Consider the following 25,235-nt stretch of genomic DNA (forward strand, 5'->3'; position numbering starts at 1 on the left):
GCTACTACAGTTTGCTGTAACACTCCACAGGCGTAAATTCCGATGTAGCCCACCGTACATATATACAATCTATTTACGTTAGTATTATATATTCTTTTGCTTGTAAAAGGTTGATTGACGCGTTCAAATCTCTATCCATTACATTTCCACAGTCACATTCATATACTCGGTCGGATAGCTTTAAGTCTACTTTCTTTTGACCACAACATGAACATAGCTTTGAAGATGAATAGAACCTGTCTACTTGACGCAGTTCAATTCCATATTCCTCACACTTCGTCAATAACCATGTTTTAAATGTATAAAAGTACTGCTTAGCAACTGCTTTAGATAGATGTTTATTCTTCATCATACCTTTCACATTCAAATCTTCTACTGTAATAAACGTTGGCTTGGTTTTCACCACACCATTTACAACAGACTTTACATACGCTAATCGAATGTTTGCTAACTTGGCATGTAGTTTTTGCACCCTAAGAATGTTTTTATCTATATTCGCTCTTTTATTAGTAACAGAGTGTTCACCTCTCTTTTTTAGATTTTCAAATTTACGTGATAAAGAGCGTTGTTCACGTTTTAACCGCTTTTCTATCTTTTTTACTTTTCCTGTTTTGTTTATATTTTTGTGAATTTTCCCATCGCTACGTACAGCGAAATCTTTCACGCCTAAATCAATGCCTACACCCGTTGAATGGAGTGTTGGCTTCGCTTTTGTTTCTTCCAATTCACAAAGCACAGATACAAAATATTTTCCTGCTCTTTTAGCTATCGTTCCGCTTTTTACAACCGCATCTTTTGAAATATATCCATACTCTTTTAATCTCATCCATCCAATCGTAGGGATTTTTACTCTATGTCTTTCAACTATCCAATCTGTTTTGTTGTTTTTAGGGAAATAACATTTTACATCTTCATTTTTCTTTTTCTTGTAGCGTGGAAACTTAGATAAACCTTTAAAAAATCGCTTAAAAGCTTTATCTCCGTTCATAATCGCTTGTTTTACAGCTTTACTTGATATTTCTTTTATCCACTGGTCACATTCTTTTGTATGAATGTTGTTTAGCCATTTAGAAAATTCATAGCCACTAAGAAATTTCCCCTCGGATTCATATATCTCTTTGTTTTTTGAAAGATATAGATTGTAAACATACCTGCACACTCCAATCGTTTGATGGATCTTGGTTATTTGTTCATTTGTCGGCTTAATCTCTATTAGATATGCTTTTTTCATAGATCTTCATCCTCCGACATTCTCTTTTTGTATTTCCTCAATCTGTATATCCTACAACTAAATATGTGAATAACAGATATCAAATACTAAGCAAACTCTTCTTGTGGAGACAACCTTTCATTAGTAACAATGATAACTTTGACTCCCAACTTATGAAGAAATCCATCAAACCAATCATAATCAAAACGGAAAACCCTATCTTTGTGTGCGATGGTGATGGTTGAAACATTTCTCTCCATGCAGTCATCGAGCTTATATTTTTCATTACGCATATCCACGTTTACTTATGTTTTCACTTACTGTTAGTTCCTCCTCTTTATATTAACGCTATCGGAATTTCATATTATAATTGATAATTGAATATCGTTATCAATTATGATTCTAATTGATAATGATATTCAATTCAAGAGTATATTTCAGAATTTTTTTATCAAATTAAATTTTTATTTTTTTCTTTCTTTTCTTTAATCTAGTTAAAAGTACACTAGAAAATTTCTTGCTTTCAAACTAATTACCTACTATTTTTTATTAATCCATTTTTTGATGGATTAATAAAAAGGTACACCAAATGAGGTATACCTTTCCCTATAATATGTTTACATAATAATATTATATGTATAATTCTATATAGCTGTTTGTTTTTGTAACAAATTTAAATCTCTCCAACAATACGCTGTTTCTTCTACCCTTACTCTCTCTAAAAATTTCGTATCAATTTTTTCAGGGGTAAATTTTTCATAAAACTTTTTAGAAGGATTATTCGTAACAACCCAAACTAAAAGTGATTGCATATCATTGTTTATACAATCCGATAATAAAGCTTGAAATAACTTTTGTCCTATTTTCATTCCTTGATACTGTTGTAAAAGGTAGATTGCATATAATTCTCCATCACAATTATATGTACCAGTTCTTTCTACTCCCCCATCGATGAATCCAACTATTTCTCCATTTAAATTCTCTGCTACAAATCTAAATTGATGATTACCTTCTTTTTGAAAAATATCTTCCCATTGTTTTTCTCGTTTCTCATATGCTATATTATCTAGAATTTCGTCAGCAAATATCCCTTTATACGCTGTCTTCCAACTATCAACATGCACCTTTGCTATACCTGGTATATCATCCTTTATTGCTCTTCTAATATGTATTCCCATCATTTCTCCCCCCTTATTACTCATCATTATATCAATTTCATTCCTTAAAAATCCAAATAAAAAAGAGTGAATTCACTTCACTCTTTTTTATCACAATTATCTACTTTCCACTTCAACTGAAACTACTCGATCAATCTCTTTCAGGGAACTATATAACTCTGTTGTATATAAATCTTCTGGAGCTAAAATAACCATCTCCAGTTGCTGAAATGCTCCACTATCTATATCTTTAATTTTCACGCGTTTCACATGCATGCCTAAATTTTTAATTTGCTTAAATATACCATCTAACTCATGATGCTCTTTAACAGTAATTTTTATAGATAAATCCTTTTGTCTTAATGAATACGGTCCTGCAATTTTCACAAGTTGCGGAAGTACATTAATCGCTAAAATAATTAAAACCATAGCAACTGTCGCTTGTAAATAAAATCCTGCACCAATTGCGATCCCTAAAGCTGAAGCAGCCCACACCATAGAAGCTGTTGTTAATCCAGAAATAACGTCATTACTTCTTCGTAAAATGACACCTGCGCCAAGAAAACCAATTCCACTAACAATTTGAGCGGCCAGTCGCATCGGATCCATATTTGTATGTCCTGGAACAGAATATACATGCACAGATTCAATTGAAACCATCGTAATTAAACAACTTGCTACAGAAATAACCATACTTGTTTTCACACCCAGTGGTTTATTCTTTAGCTGCCTATCTATCCCGATGAATAATCCTAAAAAGAGTGCTAAACCTAATTTGAGTAAAAATTCATATGACATATTCCCATTCTCCTTACTTTACAATGTTTCCCTTAGAATAACTCACTATAACTCTTTTATGATATCAATTCCAGTCTTTTCTATTCATTTAACGTAAAAAACCGAAAAAACATTTATAACGATGTTTCTCCGGCTTTTTATTACACTTTAGATTCTTCTTTATTTCTGATCTTTAATCTTAATTTCTGCATCTTTGTAGAATGCTAATTTACTGTCATTATACTCTTTTGTAAATTTGTTAAACTGCTCTTTCGACTTTTGTGCTTCCACATTTAATTCATTAACAGTTTTAACTTTTTCACCGATTTCTTTTAATTTCGTTTCTTTTACTTTTAATTTTTCATACAGTTCTTTTTCAGTCGCTAACACTTTCGTGTAATTTTCATTCATCTTTTGGAATGCATCATAACGATTCTTATACGACTCTTCTACTGCTTTTGCTTGTTTTTGTAACTTCTTATCTTCAATCTTCTCTATATTACTTTGAACAGATTTCGTTTCCTTCTGTGCTTTTTCTAGCATTTCTTTCTCACTTTTCAATACTTTTTCACGATCATCTACATTTGCAGTAGCTTGCTCTATTTTCTTCACAACTGCTTCATTATGATCTTTACCTTCTTGCAAAATTTGAGCATATAATTCTTGCCCTTGTTTCTCTAACTGCTCTAATTTTTTTGCTTCATCCACTAAAGATTTTTCTTGTGTTGCTGCTGTTTCAAAAGCTGTATATAGATTTTCTTCTGGCTTTTCACCGAAACAACCTGTTAAAAGTCCTACTGATAATGCTCCAACTACTGCTACTTTTCCATACTTCAACGTTCATTCCTCCATTACATACGGTTATCATGCCAGAAGTTCACTGGGAAGTGACTTTCTTCATGATAAGCTTCGAACTCATAACCTTTTTCTTTTAGCCCTTTTAAAATTGCTGGCACAGCAGCAACTGATTGCGGGTGAATATCATGCATTAAAATTACTTCTTGTGGTTTTGTTGCGTTTGTTAATACATTTTGAGCAATTTGTGCTGCAGCTGCATCAACTGGCATTTTATTGTATTTCCAATCTAATGAATCAATTGTCCAATCCCATACTTTAAATCCGCCTTCTACCACTTTATTTCGAAGACCTTCATTTAATCCAGGCATCGAACCATATGGAGGACGTGTTAATTTAGGTGATTTCCCAATAATATTAGCGATTAAACCTTGATCTTCTTTCATCTCATTTACATACTCGCCATTTTTATATAACTTTGCGAAATTATGTGTCATACTATGCATGCCTACATAATGACCCTCAGCATTTTCACGTTTCACTAAATCAGGAAATTCTTTTACATTCGCTCCAATTAAAAAGAACGTCGCCTTCGCATCATGTTGTTTTAGCGTATTTAATAATTCAGCCGTATATTTCCCTGGCCCATCGTCAAATGTAAGATAAGCAACTTTTCTTTCTTTTCCATTAAAACGACTTGGTGCCGTTTTATTCATTTCAACTTTCGGCTGTTCACTTGCAAGCTGCACTACATTTTCTTGTTTCGCAACAGCTTTTGCTGGTGAAGTAATTGATTGAAACATGTAATACCCAATAGCTACTGCGGCAATCGCTATTAAAACGACTACTATTTGTTTAATTTTTAAAGCTTTTTCCATTCTATCGAATTCCTCTCCCTATTAATCTTATATATAAATCGCCCAATATAATTATACATCTATTTATTTTTATTTCACCATATAAATAGATTTTATTTGTATTATAATGGGAGTTTTATCAAAATTGTTGTTCCTATTCCTTCTTTGCTTGTAACACTAAGCGCACCGCCATGAAGCTCTACCATTTTTTTAACGATAGCTAAACCAATACCTGCACCTGCAGCATGATTATTAATTTGGTAAAATGATTGCTCAATATATGGTAAATGTTCTTTAGCAATTCCAATACCTTCGTCTCTTACCTTAATCACTGCTTGTCCTTCTATTTTAGTCGCTTCAATGTGTATTGTGCTTTTTTCATGTGAATACTTAATTGCATTTTGAACAATATTCAAGAAAACTTGCTTTAGCCTATTTCGATCTCCCATCAATTCAATTCGGTCTATAGTAGTAATAAATTGAATTTCCTTCTCTTCCGATTTAGGAGTTAATTGCCAAATCGTCTCCTCTAGTATATCGTACAATTGCACCTTTTGTTTATATAAATTAAAATGATTTGATTGTAATCTTGAAAAATCTAGCAATTCTTCTACTAAATGAATTAACCTATCTGTCTCACCTGAAATAATGCCCATACCTTGCTTTATTTCTTCTTCTGTTAAATGATCTACTGTTTTTAACGTCTCACTCCAACCTTTAATTCCTGTTAAAGGCGTTCGTATTTCGTGCGAAATAGAAGCAATGAATTCATTTTTCATCTGCTCAGCCTTATCTATTTTATAGGCCATATAATTTAAACTATGTGCCAAGTCACCTAATTCTCCAGGATAATCTTCTTTAATTTTTTGCTTTAATGTGCCTTCTGCAATTTGTGAAGAGGCTTGAATAATGGATTCAATTGGCTCAACAAATGAATTTGCCAAACGTCTACTAATTAAGAAGGCAACTCCCGAAATAACAATACCTACAGAAATAGTAAACGTAATAATTTCAATAATCTTTTTATTTACATTTGTTAAAACAGTCGTGTATTTTAAAACACCAATAGTTTGTCCTTGATGTATAAGTGGGCTTAGCACCTCTAGTTGTTTTTTATTACCTTTCGTAGTAACTTGATTATACATTTCACCTTCTAATAATGATTGTGGAATATTCACTTTACCTTCTACCTTTTCACCACTTGAAGATTGTATAACCGAGCCGTGACGATCAATTAACTGTAATTCTGTTCCTTCTAATTGAAAGCTACTAATTATGTCACCACTATATTCTTGTAATCGAATAAAGTATAGTGAATTGTATTCTGAAAAAAAACGTGTACTCGTTTTCGCATGAGACTCTATATATTGCACAATACCATTATAATAGTATCGATAAATTGAGACTGAAAATACAACTTCAAATAATACAAGCATAAGTGTAATGACCGTCATAAAATATAGAGTCACTTTCCGTTTCATCTTATACTTTCCTTCCACACATATCCTTTTCCCCACACCGTAAGAATAAATTCAGGTTCTGATGGATTACATTCTATTTTTTGACGTAACCGTCTCATATTTACATCTACTACTTTCGTTTCACCTACGTAATTAGTTCCCCAAATCATATTTAAAATTTCATCACGCGAAACTGGCTTTGAAGCCTGATTCATTAAATACTGTAATATCATATACTCTGTAGGTGTTAAATCGACTAATTGTCCATCTTTATACAATCTTTCTTCTATAATATTTAACGAAAATGGACCTGACGTAACAATATTCGTTTTTTCTTCATGTACTTCTATTCTTCTTAATAAAGACTGTATACGTGCAGTTAATACTACTGGACTAAACGGTTTTGCAATATAATCATCTGCACCTATTCCTAGTCCTAGTCCTTGCACCTTATCTTCATCTTGTACACGTGCGGTTAACATAATAATACCCATTTTTTTATTTTCTTTCCTGATAGCCTTACAAACTTCTAAACCATCAATCCCCGGTAACATTACATCCAGCAGTGCTATATCAACAGTTTGTTCACTCAAAATCTGTAACGCTTCTTCTCCAGTAGTAGCTTCTATTACATAAAATCCAGCACGTTTTAAATTTAAAACAATAAAGCTACGGATTGTTAATTCATCTTCTAAAACTAAAATTTTTGACATAATTCCCACCTCCTACTCTTGTTGATAATCCGCTAGCGGTTTTATATATGCTTTCACTTTTTCAAATTTCGATTGCTTCGGTACTGCATATACGTGAGAAGCTGTTTTAATTGCTGCGCTGTAGCCTTTTATATTGAACCATTCTTTCCGCTTAAAAATATGAACTTCAAGCCATATTTCATTTGTTCTTGTATCCAAAAACTTTTGAGAATTTGATTCTTTTTGCTGATCTGGTATTGTAATTTTCCCTATTAACTCTTTAGGAATTTTCACATAATACCCTTTTTCTATATCTATATATCGTTCTTCAATTGGTTTAATTCCAGATTCACTCCACTGTATGTAACGTTCAAAAAGCGGACTATCACCATGTGATTTATCTTCCCAACCTTTTGGACGTACAGTACGAACAAATTCAATAATGCCGTCTTCATTAACATCTTTACTTTCTACAACATATTCATTAAATAAATCTTCTTTCCCATCTATAGGTAATACTTCATAATGATCCTGATCAAATTTTGCTACATAAGTTATACCTGAATGAGCGCCAACTCCTGCATCAATTACCACCGCCTTTAGTGATTTAGATATACGACCCATTTGTATTCTTTGAATACTATTTATAAATGGATCGTATGACACTTCAGATAAAGTCTTAAATTGTTCCATGAACTCAACTGTCAGCTTCTCATCTTTTTCAAATGTAACAAGGCTTATATCTTTCAGTCCATTTTCATTTAGATCCTCTATGAATAACTTCGTATAACTTCGATTATATATTTCCTTCATATCTTCATTTTCTTCCGAAAAAACATACATAACATGTTCTAACGATTCACGATTTACAGAGATTCCGATTAACAACTCTCTCTTCCCGTTCCCTGTAAAATCACCGACTTCAACGATATCTACATCTCCACCATCAAATTTATGTGTGGACTTTATTCTCCAGCCATTTCCGATTTCTTCATATACGGCTAAATATACGCTATGATCTTCATTCGGCAATTTATAAAATAAGATGGCTTCTTTCTTATTATCTTGTTTAAAATTCATTGACCAAATCATCTGTTTATCTTTGTTAGACATTGGAGTAAGTAAGCGATAATTAACAGGTAAATCTTTATCAATTTGTTCCTTTAATTCATTAATCCATTTTTCATTTGTAGGAGCTTCCATTAGACTTGTTGGAGCCTCAGACATTTTACATCCAGTCAATATAAAGATAATTCCCATCATGCTTAACCATTTCTGCATATGATATCTTTCCTTACCACAAATTTTGAATATGTCCTTTTACTTTTTTACCTATCCATTATACTCATACATATGAGTATAATTTTTCTAAACTAAAAAATCGTTACAGAAAAGTTACAAATACATTCCCATAAAAAAAGATTGGCAAAAGCCAATCTTTTTTTCAGAGTGTTGGGAAACCCTTTAGGGTTCCCCACACTCTGGAATCATTTTGATTTTAGCGAATAAAAACAACATAAAATAATAGAGTTTCAAAAAAATAGCCCTCCACCAGACCTTTTTTGGTCAGATGGAGGGCTATTTTTTTCATGTTTTGACAAGTTGCGGTGAGATAAGCCTGCATTTGGACAGACTTCAGCCCCCGAAATCGAGCATATCGATAGCCATGTAGTTCTTTGGCGTCCGCAAAGCTTCGCTCTATAGTTGAACAGCGTACTTTGTACAACTTTTTCCCTGTAACTGTTAGTTTGTTTTTTCTAGCGATATCCTTATATTTCTCCCATATATGATGAGTGATAACTTTTTGTTTTTGTTTCTTTGAAAAACATACCTCACGTAGCGGACAAACAGCGCAGTCTTCTGGGTTGGATTTATAGTGACGATATCCTTCACGATCCGTTGTCGCATACTCTAAAATACACCCCACCGGACAAGCAAATGCATTCATTTCTTCTACATATTTAAATTGGCTTTTTGGTACTTCTTTATTTCGTTTTCCAAATCGGCGATACCCCATCACCATAAATATATTTCTCTCCGATAATTTCTTACAGATATACCCTGTAAAATAGCCTGCATCAAGAGCTACAGCTTCCACTTTAAATCCGAATTTATCAATTTGAGCTTGTAGACGCGCTAAATATGGCTCGGAATCTGCCATATTTCCAGCCGTTACATAAGTATCTGTAATAATATTGTACTTCGCATCAGTCGTACGATGGTCTAAGAAATGAAAACCGTTCGGTTTTCCATCTCTCATTAAAAATCCACTATCTGGATCCGTAGTACTTATACGAGTTTTTTTAGTGGGAGTATCACTTTCCTTTCTGGGTTTTAATTCTTTTTTTCGTGTACCTCACGATCTTCAATTACCGCAGCTTCTAGTTCATCTATATAAAACTTTGCCTTTTCTTTTTTATATTTATGTACAAACTTATTTTTATTAGCATTGGCCTTAATGTGCGTAGAATCTGTCATCAGCGCACGTCCTCCCACCATCCGGTGCTCTGTCGCTTGCCTCACGATCTCATCAAAAATTTCTTCGAAAATATTTGTATGAATAAAGCGAGTACGACGATTCCAACTGATTGTAGAATGATCTGGAATAGTATCTGATAGAGAAAACCCTAAAAACCAACGGTAGGCGATATTCGTTTTAATCTCTTTTTCCAATTGACGCTCCGAACGAATACCGTAAAAATATCCAATAAACATCATTTTAAATAAAACGATAGGATGGATTGACGGACGTCCATTGTTTTCACAGTAATAAGGGCGTAACTTCTCTTCAATAAAATCAAAACTAATTGTCGCTTCGATCGCACGAAGGAAATGATCTTGTGGAACCAACTCTTCTACAGAAACAGATACACGTTTATCACGATGATTTTTTAAAGCACCCATCATAAAAAATCTCTCCTTTACCTCTTTTTATCAGTGTTGACACATAAAAAGAGGTTCAGACACAAAAACAGGCTGTGGAGAAGACTTTCTCCACAGCCTGAAAAAAAGATTGGCAAAAGCCAATCTTTTTTTATTATTCGTTTCGGACTGATTTTGGCGTTACACCTAAATGATCATTTAATTTTTTGGAAATGTCTTTTACATTTTTTTCATTTGGAATGTAATAATAAATACCACCGATACGTTTATCTGTACCTTCTATTTGCATTTTTTCCATTTCCAAATTAGATCCTGCCATATTTTTTGTAATAGCAAGCATATCGTCAAATGTTAAGTTCGTTTTCATGTTTTTATCAACCGCATCCAGTAAAGAGCCCATTTTGCTAATTGATTGAACAGACATCGCTTTTTTAGCAATTGCTTCTATTACAAGTTGCTGTCTCTGTCCACGCATTGCGTCACTATCAATTTTACGCGTTCTTGCAAGTGCAAGTGCTTGTTCTCCATTTAAATGTTGGTAACCTTTTTCTAAATGGATCATACCAGCTTGGTCTTTACTATCTTGTTCAGTGAAAGTAACTGGTACATCAATATCAATACCACCAATTGAATCGACAATTTGTACGAATGATTCAAAGTTAAACTTCACATAATAATCAACAGGGACATTTAAAAATCTTTCCACCGTATCACGTGTGCTTTCTACGCCACCAAATACGTGAGCATGAGTAATTTTATCTAGTTTTTTTCTAGTTGGAATGTAAACACGTGAATCACGTGGAATACTTACTAGCTTAACAGACTTATCATCTTTATTAATTGTTGCTAATAAAAGTGCATCTGTTCGAACTGCTTCGCCATATTGGCTTTTTCTCATTTCACTTCCATCTACACCCATGATTAATATTGAAATATTATCCTTTAAAGGTTCAACTTCTTTATCACGCTTTGATGACTTATCAATTTTTGCATACGCATCATTTACAACAGCTTTTGCTTTATTATATATAAACGAACCATATCCTACTCCTCCAAAAATAAGTAGGAAAAATGGAATTAATATGAACCATTTCATTGACTTTCTTTTAGAACGCTTTTTATTACTTCTCGTATTTTGTTCTAATTCAGAGCTCATACCCATTCGCCTCTCTTTCTCTTTACCAAGTATAATGTAAGTCTATTTATCTTCATATTGAATTTCCTTTCACTAACCTTACAATTTTGTAAGGTTACTACTTAAACCCAATACGTATTCCATTTCACATTATACTCTCGTACTTATTTTTGGCAAGTCACTATTTACCAATTTCAAAAATTTAGCACTTCGCAACATACGGATTTACAAATTTATTAACTCTTTCATTTTAAATTAGAATGTCTTTTTCCTAACAAACGATATGAATAAAGAATCCAGCTAATTATAAAATCTCTATGAATACAGTATATTTAACTTTATTATTTCTCAAACGGCGTATACACACTTTTCTTCCCCTGATTATCAATGTAAGCCGACTTTGCTTTTATTTTCGTTTTTTCTACTTCCATGTCTTCATTTGAGAAGTTCACAATGATTTTAATATCTTTTCCATAAGAAACAGATTGTACTAGCTTATCTTCTGACAAATACGCAAAATTCGTCATCTCTTCTTTTACTGCTTTTTCATGAACTTCATTCCAAACTTTTAGATGCTCTGTAATTTCTTTTTTATGCTTATTCCACTCTACTTCATCTAAATGGTACAACGGAGGAACATTATACAATAATTCAGACAGCATTCGATTTCCAACTTCATCTTTTACCTTTAAACTTCCCCATTCCCAATGATGCGTTGTAATAACGGAATCATTGTATACTAATTTATATAATGGTACCGAATATACTGGGTTTAAATATACTTGTTTATATTCTTCTTTCAATGGTACTTGTTTTGCATATTTTTCAGGCACATTTTGATTTGGTGACCAATATCCACCGACATAATACGGACTTGTTTTATTTTTCCGCATATCTTCATCGTCCCATTTAATAACAGGTGTTTCAATTCCGTGTGCAAATGCAATCGTACTACTAGCAAAATCATTTCCGCCTTCAGAACCAACGACCATACCCTTTTCTTGCGCAATGTAGTCCATTCGTTTTAAACGTGCTTTTAAATCTTGCTCTTGTGTCGTTATATGTTTCGCTGAATAGTCATCGTAAATTTCACCTGTCGCATCACAATCAATAAACCATGAATTATATTTAGGACCATTTTGTAATATATCATTCATGCGTTCCTTTACACTAGGCAGCGATAAAGTCGGATTTAACTTGCGACCTCTTCCTAAAAAGCCTTGCACCTTTTCTCCGTTTTTCTTCGTTACAGTAGCCTCTTCGTATAATGACGGGTCATTAAAGGATGCTGTGTTCCAATTTTTATCACTTTTTTCGTGAATGGAATGATACGAATCATACGGACCAACTAAATACCCCATTTCCTTAGCTTTTGTCACGAAATTAGGTTGCATAAATCCTTGTTCCCAGTTCGGCAGACCAATCCACGCTTTTTCTATTCCTGCCTCTTTCATTTCCTTTAATATATCCGTTCCATCTGCATTACCCCATTTACTTACCTCTTCAACCGCATCACCAAGTAGCGACTTTAATAAATGCTTATTTAAGCTATACAATTCTGTATTCGTTAAGTGACCTACACCTTTCTTTAATAGCACACTAGCTTCCTGATTAACGTTTTGAAAAATATCCTCTTTATAAAATTCCTTCATCGATAATACTTCGTTTATATAACGTAAAATAACATTTTTTTGATACTTATCAATGAAATCTTGTTTACTTACTTGATCCAATACATTCAGTTCCCCAGGCTCGGAACTATTCTTTTGAATAAGTTCTTTTATATGACTAAACAGCGGGCTATTTATTTGCTCCCTTAGTTTTGGCCAATTTATATTATTTTCTAATAAACCATTTTGATTCCAAAAATAAAAATGCGCCGCTCCATATAACTTTTCGATTTCTTTATTTTTTCTAGCCTTTTCTTGTAATGTTTTAAATTCACCTTTTCGAACAATATCATCCTTATACAGTTTAGCAATGCTTACCGCATCATTATTTGTCACATATAATTGAAATCCATATGTTTTATTTTTATTTATGCTCGGAAATTCATGTGTAAAATCAAATCCTATTTTCGGATCCGAATGAAATTTCAATTCATTATTAAACATATTCGTTGCAATATATACAATTGAATATCTCGAACCATTTAATGCGAAAAACTTCATAGAAAATGATTCAGCAAATGAATATGCATCATCCTTTAAAAACTTCTTCCAATTCTCATCATTGCTCGGAATTTGCTTACCCTCCCATAACGGAAGTGTATAATTTTCAGCTTCTACTTTCGGCCATGTAAAGCTTTCTGCACCAGTCGATTCCACTTCAATGTTTAAGTGGTCTTTTTTCTTTTCTAATTTTATTTTTACTTTTTGATCTGGATATTCCCACGATGTACGATCCTTTTCTTTTTTTACATTCGATACCTTCATTTTCGGTAGGGGTTGTGATGCCTGTTCCTTTGCCCCCTCATGTTCTACAGTTAATGTGAATGTTTCTGGATTTACATCATAAGTAAAATCTTTATACGTCGCTTTCTTTATTTTAGACTCTTGTACAGCATTACTACCTTTTACGTCACAACCGACTAAAGTCGAAGACGACATAGTTGTAAGAAGACATATCGCTATCATTTTTTTCATCCTCTGCACCTCCACCAATGAATATACAGATGCTTTGTTACAGGAATGTGGCAAAAAATAATAGAGCTAGCATTTTGCTAGCTCTGTTTGGAGTATTAAAAGTTGATATGAACAACTATAATTCGCTTAGAAAATATGTAATACAGTAACTACATTTTTTCTCAACAATTATGAAACTAAACAAATCAAAATTTTAACAAGCATTCTTCAACTGAAAAAATAAGTGTATACAATATATCCTAAAAGTAGTACTAAAATGATTATTCCTGTACCTTTCCGATTCATACCGCCTGCTATATCAACTGGACTACCCGTTTCCGCTCTATTGAGTCCGTCACGTAAAGAACCCGTAGGATTACTTTTTAATTCACTTTGTCTCATACGCTCTCTTTTTTCTTCTGGTGACTCTTTATTCATTTAATCACCTCCAAAATGAATGCACTCTTTACTTACATTATTCAAAATCAACATTTGTTTTATATTTTTCCGAAAAAACCTAATTTAAAATAGGTTTGCAACGTAAAGAAAGCTAGCCATGCCAGCTTTCTTTACGATCCAATATGCTCTTCCTTATTTACAATAATACCTTTATGGTCGATTTCAAGCTCACATACTTTCATATCTGTAAATACTCTCGCTAATTGCTCAGCGATTTCTTGACGCTTCTCATATGGCGTTAATATAAAAATAGATGGCCCCGCACCACTAAGTGCTGTGCCGTACGCACCAAATTCTTTTGCGCATTTACGAATAGATGGTAATAATGGTACGAGTTCTAAACGATATGGTTCGTGAAAATGGTCTCTCTCCATCATTTCACCTACAACTTCCCACCGCTTTTGACATAATGCAGCTACTAATACGTTACTTATCGCACTAGCTTTAACTGCCTCATGAAACGGAAACATCTTTGGTAATACAGATCGACTTTCATCTGTATTTAATTCTGCATTCGGAATGAGAGAAATTACCCCCAATTCCTTGCTCTCAATTCTTACGACGGAAACATCCTTTCCATCAAGTGCTCCAATTACAGTTCCACCTAATATAGAAGCAGCAACATTATCAGGATGTCCTTCAAAATTTGTAGCAATTTGAACTTTTTGATCAGCAGTTAAGTTCAAATTGCCTAGTTGATTCGCAAGCTCTATCCCAGCTACAATCGCTGATGCACTACTTCCTAGCCCTCTCGTTAATGGGATATTACTAGTAACTTCTATTATATGGGGTGATATAGAAGGACATACTTTACATGCCGTGCTAACGATTAAATTTTTATCGTCTGTCGGAATTGATTCTTCAAAGGAATGGATTACTTGCCATTTATCAGCTTTTTCTTTAACCACCACACCTAAATACAATGACAAAGCTATTCCAACTGAATCAAATCCAGGACCAACATTCGCCGTACTAGCAGGGACACGAACGCTAAATGGTATCACGACATAATCACCCCTTTAATATGATCTTTAATTTGTTCTATATCATTTGACACACTTGCGATGTCTAGTTGATTTGAAGAAATAGCGATATCAGGATCCTTCAAACCATTTCCAGTTAATACCGCAACAACTGTTTCTCCCTTTTTGATTTTCCCAGATTGAACATGTTTAATTACGCCGGCTAATGAAGCATTTGATCCTGGTTCAGCGAAAACTCCTTCAGTTTTTGCTAATAACCTATACGCATGTAAAATTTCTTCATCTGATACCATATCTATTTCACCACGAGACTGCTCGGCAGCCTCTACTGCATACGACCAACTTGCTGGGTTACCGATGCGAATCGCTGTTGCAATTGTTTCAGGCTCTTCAATTACATGCCCTTTTACAATTGCAGCTGCTCCTTCCGCTTCAAAGCCATGAATTCTTGGCTTTTTATAACCTTTTTCTTTCTCATATTCACAGAAGCCTTTCCAATACGCTGTAATATTCCCTGCATTCCCAACAGGGATAGCTAGAACATCTGGTGCATTTTGCAATTGGTCACAAATTTCAAACGCTGCTGTTTTTTGCCCTTCAATTCGATAAGGATTTACTGAGTTTACTAACGTAATCGGCTCTTCTGCAGCAATATTTCTTACAGCCTTAAGCGCATCATCGAAATTCCCTTCTATTGAAATAATTTCAGCTCCATAAGCGACCGCTTGCGCTAATTTTCCATGTGCAATCTTTCCTTCTGGTATTACGATAATGCATTTCATCCCAAGACGTGCCGCATATGCTGCAGCTGACGCTGATGTATTACCTGTTGATGCACAAATGATTGCTTCTGAACCTTCTTCTTTCGCCTTAGCAACTGCCATGACCATACCACGATCTTTAAAAGAACCTGTCGGATTCGCTCCTTCGTACTTACCATATAGCTGAATCCCTAATTGTTTTGATATATTTAATAATGGAATAAGTGGTGTGTTTCCTTCCATTAAGCTGACATCAGGTGTATTTTCATTCACCGGTAAATAAGACGCATATTGTTTTAATAGTCCTTTATACATATTGTTTTTCCTCCTCAATAATGTAGTAACTGTTTATTTCACTTGCGACAGCTTCTATCGCTTCTAAAACTCGTTCAAATTGATACTTGGAAGTTCGATGTGTCACAACAACGACTTCTGCCAGTTCACGGTTTAAAGGTAATTGAATAACCTCTTTTAAACTTACAGAATAATCAACGAAACATTCTGTTATTTTTTGTAACATCCCAGGCTCATCTTGTAATGAAATGCGTAAGAAATATTTCGAAACTACTTCTTCATCACCTTGTAATTCATAAGGAACTGGTTCTTTTAACGCACTTTTATTTTTCGGAACTTGATTCATATTTTTAACGATTGAAATAATATCACTTACTACAGCAGAACCAGTCGGTAACTTCCCAGCTCCGGGTCCATAAAACATCACTTCTCCTACCGCTTGGCCATGGACATACACCGCATTAAATTCATTATTCACATTTGATAATGGATGCTGGCTCGGTAAAAGCGTCGGTTCTACACTTAAATGAATGGCTGGTCCTTGTTTTTCAGCTTTACCAATTAACTTCATAGTAAATCCTAACTTTTCAGCCATTTGTAAATCTTCTTTTTCGACCTTTCGAATCCCTCTTACTTGCACATCATCTAATGAAACATTCATCGAAAAACCTAAGTTTGCAAGAATTGCTACTTTTCTCGCCGCATCTAGTCCATCTACATCTGCTGTCGGATCCGATTCTGCAAAGCCTAATTTTTGTGCTTCCTGTAAAGCCTCTTCATAAGACCATCCATTTTGACTCATTTTTGTTAACATATAATTTGTTGTACCATTTACAATTCCCATTATTTTTTCAATTTGATCTGATGCTAACCCATCAGTTAGTCCTCTTAACACTGGAATACCGCCCGCTACACTCGCTTCGTAACATAAATCACAATCATTATCGTTCGCCAGTTGAAGAAGCTCTGCACCATATACAGCCATTAAATCTTTATTTGCTGTTACGACATGTTTTTTATTTCGTAAAGCCTTAACAATATGCTGTTTTGCTTCTTCAATTCCGCCCATTACCTCTACTACAATATCAATATTTGAATCATTTAGAACTTCATCTGCATGACTTGTTACTGCAATTCCATCAATACAAACATCGCGTTCTTTTTCCAAATCACGTACAACGACTGTTTTCACTTTCACTTCGTATCCTGTATCAAGTGCGATTTTTTTATAATGTTCTTTCAAAATATGAACAACACCACTTCCGACCGTACCTAAACCTAATACCCCAACATTTATAACGTTATTCATCTTCTAATCTCCTCCTAAAAGTTTAATTGTTACATCTATAAATCACCTTACTCTGCTTTTTTGTCATGCAGGTGGTGGTTATTTCCGTACTTATAAATCGTTTCATATTACCGCACCTCCTTTCAAAGTAAAAAAACACACCCATCCCTAGGAAAGGGACGAATGTGTTTTCGTGGTTCCACCCTTGTTCCAATCTAGACGTATTTCCTCCTAGATTGCTCAAGTTCAGATAACGGCTGATACCGCCAATAATTACTAGATTACTCGTTCACTATTGAAGTTCAAAGGTGGTAAAATCATTTCTCGTGTTAGGAAGCTCACACCCTTGGCTTCCCTCTCTGTAAACCGTAAAAATGATTTCGTGTCCTTATCGTTACTTTTTCGTTCATGTTTATTTGTTAACTCATTATACTCGCATAAAAAACAAAATCAATACTATTTTTTAATTATTTTAAATTTTCAATCTCTTATACCATAAAAAACACACTCATCCCTAGGAAAGGGACGAATGTGTTTTCGTGGTTCCACCCTTGTTCCAATCTAGACGTATCTCCTTCTAGATTGCTCAAGTTCAGATAACGGCTGATACCGCCAATAATTACTAGATTACTCGTTCACTATTGAAGTTCAAAGGTGGTAAAATCATTTCTCGTGTTAGGAAGCTCACACCCTTGGCTTCCCTCTCTGTAAACCGTAAAAATGATTTCGTGTCCTTATCATTACTTTTTCGTTCATGTCTATTTGTTAACTTATTATAGTTATCAAATTTTTAAAAAGCAAGCCTATTTTTACTAACTATTTTCAAAATGATTTTTTATTATATTTCACAATAGCATTATGCAACTGCCACTCAATTTACCTATTTTGTCATTTCTCCAGTTAATAAATCAACGGTTCATATATAAAGTGAAGGCTAATAATCAGTGGGGATTTTGTTCATCCCCACTGATTATTAGCCTTCACCAATCGGGCTTTTACGGGCAGTTGATCCCCACCTAACTTCTTTGCTTTCGCTGAATTTTGAGGTAGGGGTGTTACTGCCCGTTAATGCGGGATAAATCCCCATTCTAAAACCCGTACATACTCACCTTACAAAATTATATCAATAAAATTTTTAATACAATCTTTTTGTATAACTTTCTTCTAAAGAACGTGCAACATCTTCTTCTGAAGCATTCACTTTCGCATGCTCTAACAACATTTTTGCTGCTGAAGGTAACTCTTTTTTATTTAACCAAGATTCTGCATCCCATATCTTCGAACGAATAAACGCTTTTGCACAATGAATGTAACACTCTTCTATTTCAACAACAATTCCAAGCAACGGATTACGTCCATTCGCCTGCATTTCTTTCAAAATTTCTTCATCGTTTGTAATATACGCTCGGCCATTTATTCTAAGTGTCTCCCCAAGACCTGGAATAAAAAAGAGTAGTCCTACACGTGGATTTGAAATAATATTCAAAATGGAGTCTATACGACGATTTCCTGGCCTTTCTGGAATGATAATTTTATTATTATTGAGTACGTATACAAATCCAGGTGCGTCTCCTCTCGGCGAGGCGTCACACTCCCCCAACTTATTTGCAGTAGATAATACTAGAAAAGGAGATTTAGAAAGGAAATCTACACAATGGTGGTCTAATGATGAAATAACTTTTTTCAATGCTCGCTCACTTGGTTTCCCCAATATTTTCCGTAACTCTTCCTCTGTTGAAATAATCGATTTTATTTCCATACGCTCTATCTCCACTTATAATCGCCCCTTTTTCTTTATTTTCCCAAAATTCAATACGAATATTGTATAATAAAATTTGCAGAAAGGGGAATTAAAATGACAGAGTGGTTAACAATATTTGATTCTGAAAGAAATACACTTGGGAAGAAATTATGCGATGAAGTGCATCGTGACGGTGATTGGCACGAAACATTTCATTGTTGGTTTGTAGAAAAAGATGCTAAAGATATATTCTTATATTTCCAATTACGCTCTAAAAATAAAAAAGAAGCTCCACTTATATGGGATATTACTTCAGCTGGACATATTATGCATGATGAAGATGTACAAATTGGTGGTCTTCGTGAAATCGAAGAAGAATTGGGGCTTTCCTTTCAAACTACTGATTTAGTATACAAAGGAATCTTTAAAATAGATTATGAAATTTCAAATCTTACTGATCGTGAATTTTGTCATATGTATTTTCACAATGTCATCAATCCACTTCCATTCGCACCAGGTGAAGAAGTAGACGATGTGATGAAAGTACATGCAACTTCTTTTCTACAACTATTAAATGGTGAAATTTCATCTTTTACAGCTAGTTCTGTTTTAAACAATAAACCAATTACAATAACATTTGAAGATATTTATCCGTATGATCTTGCATACTATGAATTTGTTATAGAGAAAGGAAAAGAATTATTAAAAAATAATAGTTTATAAATAAAATAGGACTCTTAGCATAATATTGCGTAGAGTCCTATTTTTTATTATTGTTCAAGTATCTTTAATTTATTCTCTACTTGTATAAATAAAAGAATAATTAATAACAGCATAACCACCATAATCGCTATTATTGTATGTGGATATCTAAACAGTATACTAATAACACTTCCAATTAACATCATGATGAATCCGTTTTGCTTCATCACTTCTGCACTATACCTGTTACCCGCATCCCATAATTCCTTATTTTTCATAGATCGTTTCGTACGATAACCATATGCCGCATTAATATCGGTCGGTGGATTTTTTTGAAGAACAATTGCCGCAAGTATAAATATAGTACCTATTAAAATACTCATTCCTATGTTTATTAGTGCATACATCAATTATATCCCCTCCTAACTTACACCTTCATTATACGACATGACCCTTTTTTCAAATTTATAACACATTCAATTTCTTTCTTTTGATGTGTGGAACATACTTGGAAGTGTTACAAAACGTGCCCCTTTCGTTTTTAACTGCGGAATGATTTTGTCTAGTGCATCTACAGATCCTTGTAAATGCCCACCTGGTGTTGAATGCTGAAGGATGACACTTCCTGGAAATGAATTCCCTAATACATTATTTGTAATCGTATCAGCGCTTACACCTTTCCAATCAACTGTATCAACACTCCACTGTACAATCATAAAATTTTGCTCTGTTGCCCACTTCAATTGCTCTTCAAGTATTTCACCGTATGGCGGACGTATAAACTTCGGTGCATAACCAGCTAAACGATTTAATATTTCTTCCGTTTTTATTATTTGATTACGATACTCAGCATCATTTACTTTCGCTAAGTTCGGATGACTATACGTATGATTACCAATTACATGCCCTTCATTTGCAATACGCTTTACTACGTTCGGAAATTTTTCTGCGTTTTCACCAAGTAAGAAAAAAGTAGCTTTTACATTATGTTGTTTTAACTTATCTAATATTTTTGGCGTGAATTCTAAATCTGGTCCATCATCAAATGTAAGAGCGACTTCCGCTTTATTATACGGTCCTGAAAATGCGTACGCATATTTTTCGACCCACGAAAATGGTGTCCACGATCCACGCTCATATGCTTTCATTTGTACTTCATAGTTTTGAGGGATATATGCGTATGGCAATGAACTTATATAGTCTCCATAATAAAATGAGTTATATGGCATATAAGCATACGAAACATCTCGTTCTAGTCCCCATTGATATGGAGCAAACATTTGTGGCGAATAAAAATAATACATGATAAAAAAACCTCCCTAATTTTTCATATGTGATTCCTCTGCACTTTGTTAGAGAAATTGTTATTCATAAACAAAAAATAAGACTGTCCTTAATTAGGACAGTCTTGCTGCTTTATATTATTAATACATCGATGTACTATCTTTCGGCAAAGCTTTCACATGTTTTAAATAGTTCGTCACTTTATCATCCTCATCTTGCGGATATTGATATTCATATGTGTTAGCGATTTCGTTCGCCACTTCCCTAAATAAATCACCCATGACAAAGAATGACTCCCATATGTTTTCATATTCTGCATTAGAAAATGTCCTTTTAAATTGCTCCCACATATCTTCTTCAATATATTGCTCGAAATGCTTTCCAAACTTCCCTGTATTAACTGTAAAGTCTGTTTTCATACCAATATGCCATTCTAGCATTACGATGAACATATCTCGCACTGGTCCTTCAAGCATTCCTTTTGCATAAGAAAGCTCTTCTCTCCATAGCCCTTTTGCCACATTCGTACTACACCACCAAAATTCATTACAGCAATCCAAAAACTCTTTTTCTGTAGGCTTTTTTATTAAGTAATCTTTATCGCTTGCTGGCGGGAATCCTTCCATACAATTATCTTTATCAAGAAGCAGTTTACTTAAACTATCTTGTCCAACGAACTTTTTTATTAACTCAACTGGAACTAGCGTTAAATCAATCCGATTCCCATCCATGAACTGCATTAAATATGGAAACTTCCCATCTTCATCTGGTTGAACTAACGACATTTCTTCTGGCATTTGTACTATCATTATTTCTCCAAATCTATGAACCCAATTATGATTAGACGTAAAAGATTGTATATCATTTACAACATACATAATATCATAGTCTTGAAAACAATCTCTTTTCACATTTGGATTTACACGCGATCCATTCATGATAACTGCTCGAATTCTTTCATCCTCTTTTGCTATATTTATAATTACGTCTAACATTTCTTTTTCAGTTCTCATCTACTTATATCCTCCAATTTTTTAATATATAATATAGTGTTATGTATATTGGAGGTCCACGAGCTAATCTCGTTATACACGATACATGTTATAATTTTTGAAACTTCTTTTTCATCCCTTTTTCCTCCTTACATCACTCTTTTACAACTGCCATCCCTTTCAATTTCCCAATGCTTTCTACCATTCACTTTTAATTATACCGAAAATTCTGTCTCGAATACAAAAAATAAAGAAGGGACATCTACCCCTTACAGAATAGATATCCCTTCTTTTAAAGTTAAATTTAATTCCTATGGATTAGTAGACCAAAGCCCAGCAGATTTAATAAATGTACGTTTATTTAATTTCAGCTGCGCTACGATAAATTCTGCAATATCTTCTGCTTGCATTACTTTATCAGGGTTTCCATCAGTTAATCCTAAATCTACAGCCATATCAGTTGCTACTGTACTTGGAGTTAAAGCTGTTACACGAATGTTATGTTTGCGAACTTCCATCGCTAACGATTCTGTTAAGCCAAGGACACCAAATTTAGAAGCACTATATGCACTTGTTACAGGTGCACCTTTTTGTCCTGCTGTAGATGAAATGTTAATGATATCACCAGATTGTTGTTCAATCATGCTCGGTAAAGCTGCACGAGTTGCATAGTATACACCCATTAAGTTTACTTGAATGATTTTTTCCCAATCAGCAACGTCTAGTTCTAAAAACTTACCGAATTTAGAAATACCAGCGTTATTAATTAAAATATCGATAGATCCTAAACCATTTTTTAACGTTTCAATCGCAGTTGTTACTTCTTCGCATGAAGAAACATCAGCAGTTGCGATAACAGCTTTTACACCTTCTGCTTCTACTTCTTTTGCTACAGCTTTTAAGTTTTCTTCTGAACGAGCTAATAAGCCTACATTTACGCCTTCTTTCGCTAATGCGATTGCTACAGCGCGACCAATCCCTCTACCTGCTCCTGTAATTAAAGCATTTTTACCTTGTAATAATTCTGCCAAGTATAACACTCCTTAATCATCTCAGTTATGTATTATATTAAAATTGTATCTATGTTTATGTAAAAAGGCAATGATGCACTTTCATGTGCGTAGGTTACTTGTAGGTAACTATAGAAAGTTTTTATTTATAAGTTTCATTTTTTTACCATTATTCATGTAAAATAAAAACAAATCCAGCATAGGGGAGTGTATGAGTATGAAAAGCGAAGGAAAAGCTTTTCAATATAATTGCAGTAACAGTAAATGCATTTTTAAAGAGAAATAGTGTTAGAAGGTTCTCCTTCTAACACTATTTCTCTTCATGATTCGGCATACGCACAATAAATTCAGTACCTTTTCCTTCCTCACTCTCCACTTTTATCTCTCCTTGATGAAGGTCAAGTACTTTCTTTACAATAGCTAAACCTAAGCCACTTCCTCCATAGGCACGATTTCGTGAAGAATCCGCTTTATAAAAACGCTCAAAAATATGTTGTTTCTGTTCTTCTGATATACCAATTCCTGAATCACGGATACGCACTTCCACTACTGTCTCATGTTCCTTTAACTGAATAGTAATCGTACCACCGCTTGGAGTAAATTTAATACTATTATGAATTAAATTAATCCACACTTGACTCATACTTTCTTGGTCAGCAATAACATATACTTTTTCTAAATCTAGTTCTAACTCAATTTCTTTTTCAGCCCAGAGTGGTTCACTATTTAACACAATTTGCTTTAATTGTTGATCTAATCGATAGCTCACTCTTTCTGGTGTATACTCTTCTGATTCTAAAAGAGTTAGCTTTAGTAAATTTTGACTTAGTTTAGATAATCTCGTTGTTTCAGTTTCAATAATGGTAAGATAATGCTTTCTTTTTTCCTCAGAAAGATTATCGTCTTGTAGTGCTCTAGCAAATCCTTTTATAGAAGTTAACGGTGACTGTATTTCATGAGAAACATTCGATACAAACTCTTGTCTCATTTTCTCCATCGTATTCAGTTCATCTGTCATATCATTTATACTTTTTACGAGCACGCCAATTTCACCATCATACTTTTCTTCATTTCTTATTTTTACGGAGAAGTCTCCTTTTGCAATTTTTTGTATCGGTTCAATAATAGTCCAAATCATCGCCTCTCGTTTTGGTCTCATTAATATTCCAATCAATGTCCAAATAAGAATAATAAAGACAAAACCGACCATATCACTAATTAGAAAAGCAACAAACGGCGATACGTTTACGTCAAAAGCATTCAATATACTAGTTGCTACATAAAATGCGATAGACCAAATTATAGTAAGAAAAGAAAAGAGCGCTAATACCGCTCCAAATACTTTCAGCATCTTCAACTTACTCATTCGTTTTCTTTTTCTCATTTACTTACCTCTAAGCGATACCCTAATCCTCTTATTGTTTTAATACTAAATTTCGACTGCTCTTCTTGAAACTTCTCACGTAACCGATTAATATGAACGTCTAGTGTACGTTCATTCCCTTCAAAATCATATCCCCATATTTCTTCAATTAATTGCTCTCTCGAACAAGTTCTTCCCGATTTAGACCCTAAAGTAAAGAGCAGCTCAAATTCTTTTAACGGTAATGTAACCGTTTGTTCTCCAGATGTAACTTCGAATGTTTTACGATTTAATAATACATTTCCAACTTGAATCGATTGGGAAACTGTAATTTGGTAACGTTTCAATAATGCCTTTACTCTCACTACTAATTCTATAGGGTCAAATGGTTTTACAAGATAATCATCTGTCCCAAGGTGAAATCCTTTTACTTTTTGTGATGTTTCCCCTTTGGCAGTTAGCATCAGAACCGGGATATCATAGTATTTTCTTAATTCAAAACATACATCAAATCCATCCATATTTGGCATCATGATATCAAGAATAACCATATCGACTTTTACGTCATCCATTTTCTGAAGTGCATCTACTCCATCAATTGCCTCATATGTTTGAAAACCTTCTCGTTCTAAAAATACAGAAACGAGTTCTCTAATGTGTGGATCGTCATCTACTATTAAAATTTTAGGTATCAAAGGAACCATTTCCTTTCTACTTAGCATCTAATATATTGTTTAAAAATGAATCATCAGTGGAGTAAAATCCCAC

General features: G+C 33.9%; 23 protein-coding genes and 2 other annotated features. Of the genes, 1 reads left to right on the forward strand and 22 read right to left on the reverse strand.

Translation table 11 applies throughout. The features are described from left to right. Positions 1-73: 73 nt before the first annotated feature. From QCI79_RS02990 to QCI79_RS03065, 16 genes are all read right to left on the reverse strand, one after another. Positions 74-1,231, reverse strand: a complete 1,158-nt coding sequence (locus QCI79_RS02990) for an RNA-guided endonuclease InsQ/TnpB family protein (RefSeq protein ID WP_000710470.1) — start codon at positions 1,229-1,231, stop codon at positions 74-76. A gap of 623 nt (positions 1,232-1,854) precedes the next feature. Further along, positions 1,855-2,391: a GNAT family N-acetyltransferase gene (locus QCI79_RS02995; protein ID WP_002100922.1), complete on the reverse strand. Its 537-nt coding sequence runs from the start codon at positions 2,389-2,391 to the stop codon at positions 1,855-1,857. 93 nt (positions 2,392-2,484) lie between these two features. After that, complete coding sequence (locus QCI79_RS03000; RefSeq protein WP_000119510.1) at positions 2,485-3,165, reverse strand: MgtC/SapB family protein; 681 nt, start codon at positions 3,163-3,165, stop codon at positions 2,485-2,487. Positions 3,166-3,324: 159 nt separating this feature from the next. Continuing rightward, complete coding sequence (locus QCI79_RS03005; protein ID WP_000873565.1) at positions 3,325-3,981, reverse strand: YkyA family protein; 657 nt, start codon at positions 3,979-3,981, stop codon at positions 3,325-3,327. A gap of 14 nt (positions 3,982-3,995) precedes the next feature. Next, positions 3,996-4,817, reverse strand: a complete 822-nt coding sequence (locus tag QCI79_RS03010; protein ID WP_000409482.1) for a peptidoglycan-N-acetylglucosamine deacetylase — start codon at positions 4,815-4,817, stop codon at positions 3,996-3,998. Between the two features lie 101 nt (positions 4,818-4,918). Beyond that, complete coding sequence (locus QCI79_RS03015; protein ID WP_000824531.1) at positions 4,919-6,277, reverse strand: sensor histidine kinase; 1,359 nt, start codon at positions 6,275-6,277, stop codon at positions 4,919-4,921. Then, positions 6,274-6,969: a response regulator transcription factor gene (locus tag QCI79_RS03020; protein ID WP_021728405.1), complete on the reverse strand. Its 696-nt coding sequence runs from the start codon at positions 6,967-6,969 to the stop codon at positions 6,274-6,276. The genes QCI79_RS03015 and QCI79_RS03020 overlap by 4 nt, the downstream gene beginning before the upstream one ends. Before the next feature lie 12 nt (positions 6,970-6,981). Then, entirely contained in the window at positions 6,982-8,229 is a 1,248-nt protein-coding gene (locus tag QCI79_RS03025) for a hypothetical protein (RefSeq protein ID WP_001174860.1), read from the reverse strand. 217 nt (positions 8,230-8,446) lie between these two features. Further along, positions 8,447-9,855 (reverse strand): IS1182 family transposase gene (locus tag QCI79_RS03030; RefSeq protein WP_209291804.1). Its coding sequence is split into 2 segments (ribosomal slippage): positions 8,447-9,297 and positions 9,297-9,855, totalling 1,410 coding nucleotides; the frame shifts between segments, so codons are not numbered across the junction. A gap of 130 nt (positions 9,856-9,985) precedes the next feature. Next, positions 9,986-10,987 (reverse strand): LCP family protein, encoded by a 1,002-nt coding sequence (locus QCI79_RS03035; RefSeq protein WP_002100920.1) that lies wholly within the window; start codon positions 10,985-10,987, stop codon positions 9,986-9,988. 320 nt (positions 10,988-11,307) lie between these two features. Further along, complete coding sequence (locus tag QCI79_RS03040; RefSeq protein ID WP_021727479.1) at positions 11,308-13,611, reverse strand: glycoside hydrolase; 2,304 nt, start codon at positions 13,609-13,611, stop codon at positions 11,308-11,310. 207 nt (positions 13,612-13,818) lie between these two features. Then, positions 13,819-14,028, reverse strand: a complete 210-nt coding sequence (locus QCI79_RS03045; protein WP_001031481.1) for a DUF6366 family protein — start codon at positions 14,026-14,028, stop codon at positions 13,819-13,821. A 131-nt stretch (positions 14,029-14,159) separates the two neighbouring features. Beyond that, positions 14,160-15,053, reverse strand: coding sequence for a homoserine kinase (gene thrB / locus QCI79_RS03050; protein ID WP_000612105.1), 894 nt, complete (start codon positions 15,051-15,053; stop codon positions 14,160-14,162). Further along, the gene (gene thrC / locus QCI79_RS03055) at positions 15,050-16,108 is read right to left on the reverse strand and encodes a threonine synthase (protein WP_000276439.1); all 1,059 of its coding nucleotides are present in this window, start codon (positions 16,106-16,108) and stop codon (positions 15,050-15,052) included. Before thrC ends, thrB begins: the two co-directional genes overlap by 4 nt. Then, positions 16,101-17,396: a homoserine dehydrogenase gene (locus QCI79_RS03060; protein WP_021727478.1), complete on the reverse strand. Its 1,296-nt coding sequence runs from the start codon at positions 17,394-17,396 to the stop codon at positions 16,101-16,103. The genes thrC and QCI79_RS03060 overlap by 8 nt, the downstream gene beginning before the upstream one ends. Before the next feature lie 151 nt (positions 17,397-17,547). Next, positions 17,548-17,779, reverse strand: a binding site (T-box leader). 114 nt (positions 17,780-17,893) lie between these two features. After that, positions 17,894-18,125: a binding site (T-box leader), on the reverse strand. A gap of 385 nt (positions 18,126-18,510) precedes the next feature. Continuing rightward, positions 18,511-19,149, reverse strand: a complete 639-nt coding sequence (locus tag QCI79_RS03065; RefSeq protein ID WP_021729489.1) for a pyridoxamine 5'-phosphate oxidase family protein — start codon at positions 19,147-19,149, stop codon at positions 18,511-18,513. Between the two features lie 81 nt (positions 19,150-19,230). Here QCI79_RS03065 and QCI79_RS03070 point away from each other — a divergent pair, with 81 nt between their 5' ends. Continuing rightward, on the forward strand, positions 19,231-19,839 hold the full coding sequence (locus QCI79_RS03070) for an NUDIX hydrolase (RefSeq protein ID WP_021727778.1): 609 nt from the start codon (positions 19,231-19,233) through the stop codon (positions 19,837-19,839). Positions 19,840-19,886: 47 nt separating this feature from the next. Here QCI79_RS03070 and QCI79_RS03075 read toward each other — a convergent pair whose 3' ends face one another. The 6 genes from QCI79_RS03075 to hitR form a co-directional block, all read right to left on the reverse strand. Then, positions 19,887-20,225, reverse strand: coding sequence for an SdpI family protein (locus QCI79_RS03075; RefSeq protein ID WP_000271092.1), 339 nt, complete (start codon positions 20,223-20,225; stop codon positions 19,887-19,889). A 69-nt stretch (positions 20,226-20,294) separates the two neighbouring features. After that, positions 20,295-21,122: a peptidoglycan-N-acetylglucosamine deacetylase gene (locus tag QCI79_RS03080; protein ID WP_000291223.1), complete on the reverse strand. Its 828-nt coding sequence runs from the start codon at positions 21,120-21,122 to the stop codon at positions 20,295-20,297. Positions 21,123-21,242: 120 nt separating this feature from the next. Then, on the reverse strand, positions 21,243-22,115 hold the full coding sequence (locus QCI79_RS03085) for an aminoglycoside 6-adenylyltransferase (RefSeq protein ID WP_001258538.1): 873 nt from the start codon (positions 22,113-22,115) through the stop codon (positions 21,243-21,245). A 290-nt stretch (positions 22,116-22,405) separates the two neighbouring features. Further along, positions 22,406-23,125, reverse strand: a complete 720-nt coding sequence (locus QCI79_RS03090; RefSeq protein ID WP_000818979.1) for a 3-ketoacyl-ACP reductase — start codon at positions 23,123-23,125, stop codon at positions 22,406-22,408. 289 nt (positions 23,126-23,414) lie between these two features. After that, positions 23,415-24,488 (reverse strand): envelope stress sensor histidine kinase HitS, encoded by a 1,074-nt coding sequence (hitS, locus tag QCI79_RS03095; protein ID WP_001231621.1) that lies wholly within the window; start codon positions 24,486-24,488, stop codon positions 23,415-23,417. Next, positions 24,485-25,162, reverse strand: a complete 678-nt coding sequence (gene hitR, locus QCI79_RS03100; RefSeq protein ID WP_000612414.1) for an envelope stress response regulator transcription factor HitR — start codon at positions 25,160-25,162, stop codon at positions 24,485-24,487. Before hitR ends, hitS begins: the two co-directional genes overlap by 4 nt. Positions 25,163-25,235 lie beyond the last annotated feature (73 nt).

The sequence above is a fragment of the Bacillus cereus group sp. MG1 genome (assembly GCF_040460035.1).
In the GTDB taxonomy this organism is placed as follows: Bacteria; Bacillota; Bacilli; order Bacillales; family Bacillaceae_G; genus Bacillus_A; species Bacillus_A cereus.